This window comes from Kitasatospora purpeofusca (assembly GCF_034043715.1).
In the GTDB taxonomy this organism is placed as follows: domain Bacteria; phylum Actinomycetota; class Actinomycetes; order Streptomycetales; family Streptomycetaceae; genus Kitasatospora; species Kitasatospora purpeofusca_A.
The window spans coordinates 55,667-64,621 of sequence record NZ_JAXCLC010000052.1; the positions used below are offsets into that span (position 1 = coordinate 55,667).

Genomic DNA, 8,955 nt, shown 5'->3' on the forward strand with positions numbered 1-8,955 from the left:
GGATCTCTCCGTTGCGGCGACGAGGAATACTCTACAGCATCTTCCGGGGTGGTCGCCCCACCCTTCCGCGAGGGCGGGACGACCGGGGCCGGGGCGGTCAGTTCGCCTCGGCGAAGGCCTCGTAGACGTGCTTCGGGATGCGGCCGCGGGCGGGCAGCTCCATCCCGCGGGACTGCGCCCAGGCGCGCACGGCGGCCGGGTCGGGGGTGAGGGCGGTGCGGCGGAAGGACTTTCCGGTACGGCTCTGGCGGCGGCCGGCCGCGACGAACGGGGCGAGGGCCTCCCGCAGCTTTTCCGCGTTGTCCACGGACAAATCGATCTCGTACGACTTCCCGTCGACGCCGAAGTGGACGGTTTCCGCGGCTGCGCCGCCGTCCAGGTCGTCGGAGAGCGTGACAACTACACGCTGAGCCATGGGCGTCAATCCTCTCGGCAATTCGGCCGACAAGGGCGCGGGCGCGCCCCGGGGCCTGATGTGCACCCTTCGCGCAAGCACATACGGGCAGGCCGGATGGCCATGCCGGATACGCAGCACTCGCCACGGCAGGTGGCCCTATTCTGCACCCGAAGCGGGGAGAAATCGAAGAGTCCGGCTTTCTTTTCCGGATATTCACGTGTCTTCGCCGGGTGCCGGATACCGGTGCACTCGGCTGGCCGATCTGTCCGGAGTGCCGGTATTCGGGTGCTCTTCGGTGGTTCTCGCGGGGGTTCCGGAATCCGCCGAAAAGGGGCACCGGGCGGGGGGTGGCGGGCGGACCGAGCCCTTGTGACGTAAGGGTCGTCGGTCTACGCGCGTCACCGTCCCCGGCCAGCAAACACGCTCGAAACCCCCGGTAGTCTGGAGTTCCCCCGCCTCACGAAGACACCACCGGGAGTGCCAGTGGCACGCGTCGTAGTCGACGTCATGCTCAAGCCGGAGATCCTCGACCCCCAGGGACAGGCGGTGCAGCGCGCACTGCCCCGTCTCGGATTCACCGGGATCTCCGACGTCCGCCAGGGCAAGCGTTTCGAGCTGGAGCTGGAGGGCCCGGTCGACGACGCCGCGCTCGCCCGTATCCGCGAAGCCGCCGAGACCTTTCTCGCCAACACCGTGATCGAGGACTTCACCGTCCGCGTCGAGGAGACCGTGACTTCGGTCCTCTCCTCCTCCGTCACCGGAGACGCCAAGTGACCACCCGCGTCGGCGTCGTCACTTTCCCCGGTTCCCTCGACGACCGCGACGCCCGGCGTGCGGTCCGCCTGGCCGGCGCCGAGCCGGTCGCCCTCTGGCACCGTGACAAGGACCTCCACCAGGTCGACGCCGTCGTCCTGCCGGGCGGATTCAGTTACGGCGACTATCTGCGCTGCGGTGCGATCTCCCGGTTCTCGCCGGTGATGGAGACCGTCATCGAGCAGGCCCGGCAGGGAATGCCCGTTCTCGGTATCTGCAACGGCTTCCAGGTGCTGTGCGAATCCCACCTGCTGCCCGGCGCCCTCACCCGCAACGACTCGCTGCACTTCGTCTGCCGAGACCAGAAGCTGCGGATCGAGAACAACGGCACGGCCTGGACCCGGGATTACACCCCCGGCCAGGAAATCGTCGTGCCGCTGAAGAACGGCGAGGGCCGCTTCGTCGCCGACGCGCGGGTCCTGGACGAGCTGGAGGCCGAGGGCCGGGTGGTCGCCCGTTACCTCGACGTCAACCCCAACGGTTCGTACCGTGACATCGCCGGCATCACCAACGCCGCTGGCAATGTCGTCGGTCTGATGCCGCACCCCGAGCACGCCGTGGAGCCGCTCACCGGTCCCACCACCGAGGGCCTGGGCTTCTTCACCTCCGTACTGAAGCAGCTGGTGAACGCCTGATGAGCCTCGACACCGTCAAGAACGCCCAGCAGACCCCGGACGCCGCCCAGCCCTGGGCCGAGCTCGGCCTCAAGCAGGACGAGTACACCCGGATCCGGGAGATTCTCGGCCGCCGCCCGACCGGCGCGGAACTCGCCATGTACTCGGTCATGTGGTCGGAGCACTGTTCGTACAAGAGCTCCAAGGTCCACCTGAAGCAGTTCGGCGACAAGAAGCCCGAGACGGACGCCATGCTCGTCGGCATCGGCGAGAACGCCGGTGTGGTCGACGTGGGCCAGGGCTATGCGGTCACCTTCAAGGTCGAGTCGCACAACCACCCGTCGTACATCGAGCCCTACCAGGGCGCGGCCACCGGCATCGGCGGCATCGTCCGCGACATCCTGGCGATGGGCGCCCGCCCGGTCGCCGTGATGGACCCGCTGCGGTTCGGTGCGGCCGACCACCCGGACACCCGGCGCGTGCTGCCCGGGATCGTCGCGGGCATCGGCGGCTACGGCAACTGCCTGGGCCTGCCGAACATCGGCGGCGAGGTCGTCTTCGACTCCTGCTACCAGGGCAACCCGCTGGTCAACGCGCTCTGCGTGGGTGTCATGAAGCACGAGGACATCCACCTCGCGCAGGCTTCCGGCGCCGGCAACAAGGTCGTCCTGTACGGCGCCCGCACCGGCGGCGACGGCATCGGCGGCGTCTCGGTGCTCGCCTCCGAGACCTTCGACGACACCAAGCCGGCCAAGCGCCCGGCGGTCCAGGTCGGCGACCCGTTCCAGGAGAAGCTCCTGATCGAGTGCACCCTGGAGATCTTCCGGGAGAAGCTGGTCAAGGGCATCCAGGACCTCGGCGGCGCCGGGCTGTCCTGCGCCACCTCCGAGCTGGCCTCGGCCGGCTCCGGCGGTATGCGGATCGACCTCGACACGGTGCACCTGCGCGACCACACGCTCTCGCCCGAGGAGATCCTCATGAGCGAGTCGCAGGAGCGCATGTGCGCGATCGTCGAGCCGGACAAGATCGACCGCTTCCTGGAGATCTGCGAGAAGTGGGACGTCATCGCCAACGTCATCGGTGAGGTCACCGACGGCGAGCGGCTGGAGATCTTCTGGCACGGCGAGCTCGTGGTGGACGTGCCCCCGCGCACCGTCGCCCACGAGGGCCCGACCTACGACCGCCCGTACGCCCGCCCGAGCTGGCAGGACGCGCTGCAGGCCGACGCCCCGACGGCCGAGCGGCTGGCCCGCCCGACCACCGGCGAGGGCCTCAAGGCCGACCTGCTGAAGCTCGCCTCGCACCCGAACCAGGCCTCCAAGTCCTGGATCACGGACCAGTACGACCGGTACGTGCTCGGCAACACCGTGCTCTCGCACGGCGAGGACTCGGGCATGATCCGGATCGACGACGAGACCAACCTCGGCGTCTCGGTCGCCACCGACGGCAACGGCCGCTTCACCAAGCTGGACCCGTACACCGGTGCCCAGCTGGCCCTCGCCGAGGCGTACCGCAACGTCGCGGCCGGCGGTGCCAAGCCGCTCGCGGTCTCGGACTGCCTCAACTTCGGCTCCCCCGAGGACCCGGACGTGATGTGGCAGTTCGCCGAGGCCACCCGCGGTCTCGCCGACGCCTGCCTGGTCCTGGGCACCCCGGTGACCGGCGGCAACGTCTCGCTGTACAACCAGACCGGCGAGGTCGCCATCCACCCGACCCCCGTGGTCGCGGTGCTCGGTGTCATCGACGACGTCACCCGCCGCACTCCGATGGCGTTCGCCGAGGAAGGGCAGCTGCTCTACCTGCTCGGCGACACCGAGGACGAGCTGGGCGGCTCGGCCTGGTCGCAGGCGGTCCACGACCACCTGGGCGGCCTGCCGCCCAAGGTCGACCTGGAGCGCGAGCGGCTGCTCGGCGAGATCCTGATCGCCGGCTCCCGCGACGGCATGGTCGACGCCGCGCACGACCTCTCCGACGGCGGCCTGGGCCAGGCGCTGGTGGAGAGCTGCCTCAAGGGCGGCCGGGGCGCCCGGATCGTCGTGCCCGAGGGCATGGACCCGTTCGTGTTCCTGTTCTCCGAGTCGGCCGGCCGCGCCGTCGTGGCCGTGCCGCGCAGCGAGGAGCTCCGGTTCAACGACATGTGCACCGCGCGCGGCCTGCCGGCCGTCCGCATCGGTGTGGTGGACGGCGACTCCCTGGACGTCCAGGGGCAGTTCACCGTCCCGCTGGCGGAGCTGAAGGACGCCCACACCGGCGTCATCGAGGCCCTGCTGGCCTGAGTCGGTCCCACTCCCACGGGCGGACGGTTCGCGAGAACCGTCCGCCCGTGGGCGTATGTTGGGGGCCATGCCTGCCAAGTCCCGTACCTACCAGCCCGCCAGGGTGGGCGCCGCGCTCGCGGCGCAGACCGGCGCGCTGCGCGACGCCGTCCGGCGGCTGTGCGAACGCCCCGACGCCGAGGAGTGCCTGGCCCGGCCGACCCGGCTGGGGGAGTGGCGGGTACGTGAACTGCTGGCGCACCTCGCCGTCCAGATCGAGTGGCTGCCGGCGCGTTTCGACGATCCGGCGGAAGGCTGGCCGCCGCTGGACCTGCCGCGGTGGGTGGAGCGGGTCGGTACCCTCGCCCCGCTGCTCGACGACCAGGCCAGGGCGCGGGCGGCGGACGGCTTCGACGGTGGCCCGGCCTCGGTGGCGGCGGCGTTCGACCGTGCCGCCGACGCGCTGCTCGGCGTCCTGGCCCGGCCGGAGGCGGCCGACCCGGCCCGGCGCTTCGAGATCCGGCTCGGTTCGATGGCGCTCACCGAGTTCCTGGTGACCCGGCTGGTCGAGACCGTCGTGCACGCCGACGACCTGGCCGACGCGCTCGGGCTCGACGACTTCCCGCACGACCGGCAGGCGGTGGCCGCCGTCACCAGGATGCTCGCCGACGCCTTCGCCGAGCTGGTGCCCGGCGGCGCGGTGGAACTCCGGGTGCCCCCGTACGCGGTGGTGCAGGCCGTCGAGGGGCCGCGGCACACCCGGGGCACCCCGCCCAACGTGGTCGAGACCGATCCGCTGACCTGGATCCGGCTGGCCACCGGCCGCGCCGACTGGGCGGACGCGGTCGACTCCGCCGCGCTGTCGGCCAGTGGGGAGCGCAGCGACCTGCGGGCCCACCTGCCGCTGCTGGGCTGAGCGGCCACGCCCCGGCCGGGCGTCCTTGCTTCCGGCCGGGTGTCCTGCTCGGGCAGGCGTCCTTGCCCGGGCCGGGCGGCGCCGTCGGGCGGCCGGGCCTCAGGGGACGGCGGGACCGCTCAGATAGCCGCCGTCGGCGCTGTACGGCCAGGCGTTGGCCGTGCAGCCCTTGAGACCGTAGATCTGCTGCATCATCGCGGGCGCCGGCCTGCCGGGGCCGGGGCAGCCCTCGTGACCGTGGCCGATCCGGTGGCCCACCTCGTGGTTGATGACCAGGGCCCGGTACTCGTCGATCGGACCGCTGAACTGGGGCGAGCCGAGGGTCCAGCGCTTGACGTTGACCACCACCTGGTTGCCGACGTTGCAGTTCACCTCGCCGTGGGTGTCCAGACCGGCCGCGCCGCAGATCCGGTCCACGGTGGCGGCGGAGGCGATCTTCACGGTGAAGTCGTAGGCACCGGCGGAGACCAGCTGGAAGCCGTTCCTGCGGTCGTTGGTCCAGCCGCGCTTGTCGGCGAGGATGCCCTGGATCTGGGTGGCGGAGGCCGTCGGGTCGATGCCGATGCCGTCCTCGACCTCGACCCGGTAGCGGCGGACGGTGCCCCGGCCGACCGGGTCGGCGGAGCCCTGGGCGACGGTGAAGGTGCCGGCGCCCTTGGCCGGCGGGCTCTCCGGGCCGCCCGGCTGCGGGGTGGCGGTGGGGGGCGCGGGCGGAGCGCTGGGCGTGGCCGGTGCCGGGGCGGCGGACGCCGGGGGCCCGGACTGCGGCGCCGAGGGCACCGGGGTGGTCGGCGTGGTCGGTGCCGGGGCGGCGGCGGTGCCGTCCGGCGGGGCGACCCTGGCCTGGGCGGTCCGGTCGGCGCCGGGCAGCGCGTCGGGGCGGTCCAGGGCGAACAGGGTGCCGCCGAGGATCAGCACCGCGGCGACCAGCGCGGTGAGCATGCCGGGCCCGAGCCGGCGGCGGGGCGGGCGCCGGCGGCGGGAACCCGGCCCGCCGCCGGCTCGACCGCCGGGTCCGCCCGAGCGGCGCGCTGGGCGCCCCCCGGGGTGTGCGGCGGTACGGGAACGGCGGACGGGACTGCTTGCGGGCACGCTTGGGGCTTTCTGTCGACCCGTGGGGCCGCGAAACCTCGAACTGACGTGCGCGCCCCCCTGGCCCGCCCACCCTGGCATGGCGGAGCGGTGAATGTCCACGTACGAGGTGTGCACAGAACGGACGAAAACCGCCCCCGGTGTCCTGTCGGGCACCGGGGGCGGCGGGTCACGGGCGGTCCGGCCACCGGCCGTCCGGATGTCAGCCCAGGGTCGCGGCGGCGGTCGGCGAGCTGTCCCGGAGGAACTGCGAGCAGCGCTCCGCCTCCTCCTTCTCCTCGATCGCGGCGGCCGCCCGGCCGAGCGCGTGCAGCGCCCGCAGGAAGCCGCGGTTCGGCTCGTGCTCCCACGGCACCGGGCCGTGGCCCTTCCAGCCGCTGCGGCGCAGCGCGTCCAGGCCGCGGTGGTAGCCGGTGCGGGCGTAGGCGTAGGACTCCACGACCCGGCCGGCCGCGAAGGCGTCGTCGGCGAGCTGGGCCCAGGCCAACGAGGAGGTCGGGAACTTCGCCGCGACCTCGGCCGGGGAGGCGCCGCCGGCCAGCAGCTCCAGCGGGCCGGGCTCGGCGGGCAGGTGCGTCGGGGCGGGACCCCCGAGGAGGTTCTCGTGAATGCTCATGCCCCCCAGTGAACCACCGGGGGGCATGGACGCAGGACCACTGGGGGCAGGTCCCCCTACTTCAGGCGGTTGCCCGCCGAACGCAGCTGCTGGGCGGCCTCCAGCACGCGCGAGGCCATGCCGGCCTCGGCGAGCTTGCCCCAGGTGCGCGGGTCGTAGGTGTTCTTCCGGCCGACCTCGCCGTCGACCTTCAGCACGCCGTCGTAGTTCTGGAACATGTGCGCCACGACGGGGCGGGTGAAGGCGTACTGGGTGTCGGTGTCCAGGTTCATCTTCACGACGCCGTTCTCCAGCGCGGTGGCGATCTCCTCGGCGGTGGAGCCGGAGCCGCCGTGGAAGACGAAGTCGAACGGGTCGTTCTTGCCGGACTGCTTGCCGATCGCGTCCTGGAGCTCGCGCAGCAGCTCCGGCTTCAGCACGACGTTGCCCGGCTTGTAGACGCCGTGCACGTTGCCGAAGGAGGCGGCCAGCAGGTAGCGGCCCTTCTCGCCCAGGCCCAGGGCCTCGGCGGTGCGGACGGCGTCGTTGACGGTGGTGTACAGCTCGTCGTTGATCTCGTGGGTGACGCCGTCCTCCTCGCCACCGGTCGGGGTGATCTCGACCTCGAGGATGATCCTGGCGGCGGCGGCCTGGGCGAGCAGTTCCTGGGCGATGGCCAGGTTGTCGCTCAGGGTCTCGGCGGAGCCGTCCCACATGTGCGACTGGAAGAGCGGGTTCTGGCCCTTGGCCACGCGCTCGGCCGAGATCGCCAGCAGCGGGCGGACGTAGCCGTCCAGCTTGTCCTTCGGGCAGTGGTCGGTGTGCAGCGCGACCGTGATGTCGTACTTGGCGGCGACGATGTGCGCGAACTCGGCGAGCGCGACGGCGCCGGTCACCATGTCCTTGTTGTGCTGGCCGCCCAGGAACTCCGCGCCGCCGGTCGAGATCTGGATGATGCCGTCGCTCTCGGCCTCGGCGAAGCCGCGCAGCGCAGCGTGCAGGGTCTGCGAGGAGGTCACGTTGATCGCCGGGTAGGCGAACTTGCCCGCCTTGGCCCGGTCCAGCATCTCGTTGTAGATCTCGGGAGTTGCGATGGGCATGCGAATCCGCTCCTGTCGGTGTGCGGCGTACGGACGGTGCTGTCCGACGCTGTGTACGCCTGGTGACGACTCCGGGGTACCGGGGCCGGTGCGCGGCTCTGCGGGCGGCTTGACCGGTACCGAGGTAGAGGCAGCGGCCGCGGAACGGCGATGAGGGTGTTCGCCACCGCGGGCCGGTCGCCGGTGCCATCTTCCCAGAATGCCCACCGCCTCCACCATGCGGCCCGCCAGTCGGGACGGCCGCCCACCGGAGGCCGCCGTCCCGGGGCCGCGCCCCGGGTCCGGCGGTGACGTGCGACGAAAGGATGAGCACCCACCGGCCCCCTGGGGCGAGGCTCGAACAAAGACGGGCCCGCTATCCTGCGGCCGTGGACTACAACCAGCTGGCCGTCAATCTGCTCGACGCCAAATCACTGATCTCGTCCCTCGGTGCGATCGGGCTGATCGCGATCATCTTCGCGGAGACCGGCCTGCTCGTCGGGTTCTTCTTCCCGGGTGACTCGCTGCTCATCATCGCGGGCGTCGCCGCCTCGAGCGCCGCCTCCTCGGTCCTCGGCGAGGGCCACCGACTGCCGATCGCGACCCTGCTGATCGGGGCGCCGATCGCGGCGATCGCCGGGGCCCAGCTCGGGCACCAGATCGGGGTGAAGGTCGGACCGAAGATGTTCGACAAGCCCGAATCCAAGATCTTCAAGCGCGAGTACGTGCAGAAGGCCGAGGAGTACTTCAACCGCTTCGGCCCCGGCAAGGCCGTCGTGCTCGCCCGCTTCATGCCGATCGTCCGGACCTTCCTGAACCCGGTCGCGGGCACGCTGGAGATGCCGGCCAGGACCTTCTTCGTCTGGAACGTCGTCGGCGGCGTGCTGTGGACCGAGTCGATGCTGCTGATCGGCTACTTCTTCGGTGACGCGCTCGCCCCGGTGATCGACAAGTACCTGATCCCGGCCGTGCTGCTGATCGTGCTGCTCTCCATCTCGCCGATGCTGGTCGAGGTGCTCCGCGAGCGCCGGAAGAAGAAGGCCGCCGGCCCCGAGGCCGAGAACGCCGACGCCGACGCCGTCCAGGCCGGCGGCGGCGGCCGGCACCGGCGCGGCTGAGCCTTCCACCGAGGACAACGGCCGGGGGCCCGGGGGGGGTGGGGGGGGGGAGCCGCGGGCCCCCGCCGGGGGGGGG

Annotated in this window: 9 protein-coding genes; 5 read left to right on the forward strand and 4 right to left on the reverse strand. The window is 71.9% G+C overall.

The genetic code is table 11. The annotated features are described in order from the left end of the window. Positions 1-97: 97 nt before the first annotated feature. A complete protein-coding gene (locus SM793_RS24750) occupies positions 98-415 on the reverse strand; it encodes a histone-like nucleoid-structuring protein Lsr2 (RefSeq protein WP_030304494.1) in 318 nt (105 codons plus the stop codon). Between the two features lie 459 nt (positions 416-874). Here SM793_RS24750 and purS point away from each other — a divergent pair, with 459 nt between their 5' ends. The 4 genes from purS to SM793_RS24770 all read left to right on the forward strand — a co-directional run bounded on the left by purS (position 875) and on the right by SM793_RS24770 (position 4,995). Continuing rightward, positions 875-1,171 (forward strand): phosphoribosylformylglycinamidine synthase subunit PurS, encoded by a 297-nt coding sequence (gene purS, locus SM793_RS24755; RefSeq protein ID WP_320440486.1) that lies wholly within the window; start codon positions 875-877, stop codon positions 1,169-1,171. Beyond that, positions 1,168-1,845: a phosphoribosylformylglycinamidine synthase subunit PurQ gene (gene purQ, locus SM793_RS24760; RefSeq protein WP_320440487.1), complete on the forward strand. Its 678-nt coding sequence runs from the start codon at positions 1,168-1,170 to the stop codon at positions 1,843-1,845. Before purS ends, purQ begins: the two co-directional genes overlap by 4 nt. Further along, a complete protein-coding gene (gene purL / locus SM793_RS24765; protein ID WP_320440488.1) occupies positions 1,845-4,100 on the forward strand; it encodes a phosphoribosylformylglycinamidine synthase subunit PurL in 2,256 nt (751 codons plus the stop codon). The genes purQ and purL overlap by 1 nt, the downstream gene beginning before the upstream one ends. A 67-nt stretch (positions 4,101-4,167) precedes the next feature. Continuing rightward, positions 4,168-4,995 carry a sterol carrier family protein gene (locus tag SM793_RS24770; protein WP_320440489.1) on the forward strand — a complete coding sequence of 276 codons (828 nt, stop codon included), beginning with the start codon at positions 4,168-4,170 and terminating at the stop codon, positions 4,993-4,995. Between the two features lie 99 nt (positions 4,996-5,094). Here the strand turns inward: SM793_RS24770 and SM793_RS24775 are convergent, their stop codons facing one another. The 3 genes from SM793_RS24775 to fbaA form a co-directional block, all read right to left on the reverse strand. Next, on the reverse strand, positions 5,095-5,937 hold the full coding sequence (locus tag SM793_RS24775) for a DUF3152 domain-containing protein (RefSeq protein ID WP_320440490.1): 843 nt from the start codon (positions 5,935-5,937) through the stop codon (positions 5,095-5,097). Between the two features lie 352 nt (positions 5,938-6,289). Beyond that, positions 6,290-6,703 carry a DUF3151 domain-containing protein gene (locus tag SM793_RS24780; protein ID WP_320440491.1) on the reverse strand — a complete coding sequence of 138 codons (414 nt, stop codon included), beginning with the start codon at positions 6,701-6,703 and terminating at the stop codon, positions 6,290-6,292. A gap of 56 nt (positions 6,704-6,759) precedes the next feature. Further along, a complete protein-coding gene (gene fbaA / locus SM793_RS24785) occupies positions 6,760-8,001 on the reverse strand; it encodes a class II fructose-bisphosphate aldolase (RefSeq protein WP_320440492.1) in 1,242 nt (413 codons plus the stop codon). Between the two features lie 149 nt (positions 8,002-8,150). Here fbaA and SM793_RS24790 point away from each other — a divergent pair, with 149 nt between their 5' ends. Then, the gene (locus SM793_RS24790) at positions 8,151-8,879 is read left to right on the forward strand and encodes a DedA family protein (RefSeq protein ID WP_320440493.1); all 729 of its coding nucleotides are present in this window, start codon (positions 8,151-8,153) and stop codon (positions 8,877-8,879) included. Positions 8,880-8,955 lie beyond the last annotated feature (76 nt).

Bases quoted from the DNA above. Each gene is read 5' to 3' on its own strand.
- SM793_RS24775 (WP_320440490.1), bottom strand. From the start codon at position 5,937: ATGCTCACCGCGCTGGTCGCCGCGGTGCTGATCCTCGGCGGCACCCTG.
- purL (WP_320440488.1), top strand. From the start codon at position 1,845: ATGAGCCTCGACACCGTCAAGAACGCCCAGCAGACCCCGGACGCCGCC.
- SM793_RS24750 (WP_030304494.1), bottom strand. From the start codon at position 415: ATGGCTCAGCGTGTAGTTGTCACGCTCTCCGACGACCTGGACGGCGGC.
- SM793_RS24770 (WP_320440489.1), top strand. From the start codon at position 4,168: ATGCCTGCCAAGTCCCGTACCTACCAGCCCGCCAGGGTGGGCGCCGCG.
- fbaA (WP_320440492.1), bottom strand. From the start codon at position 8,001: ATGGTGGAGGCGGTGGGCATTCTGGGAAGATGGCACCGGCGACCGGCC.
- SM793_RS24780 (WP_320440491.1), bottom strand. From the start codon at position 6,703: ATGAGCATTCACGAGAACCTCCTCGGGGGTCCCGCCCCGACGCACCTG.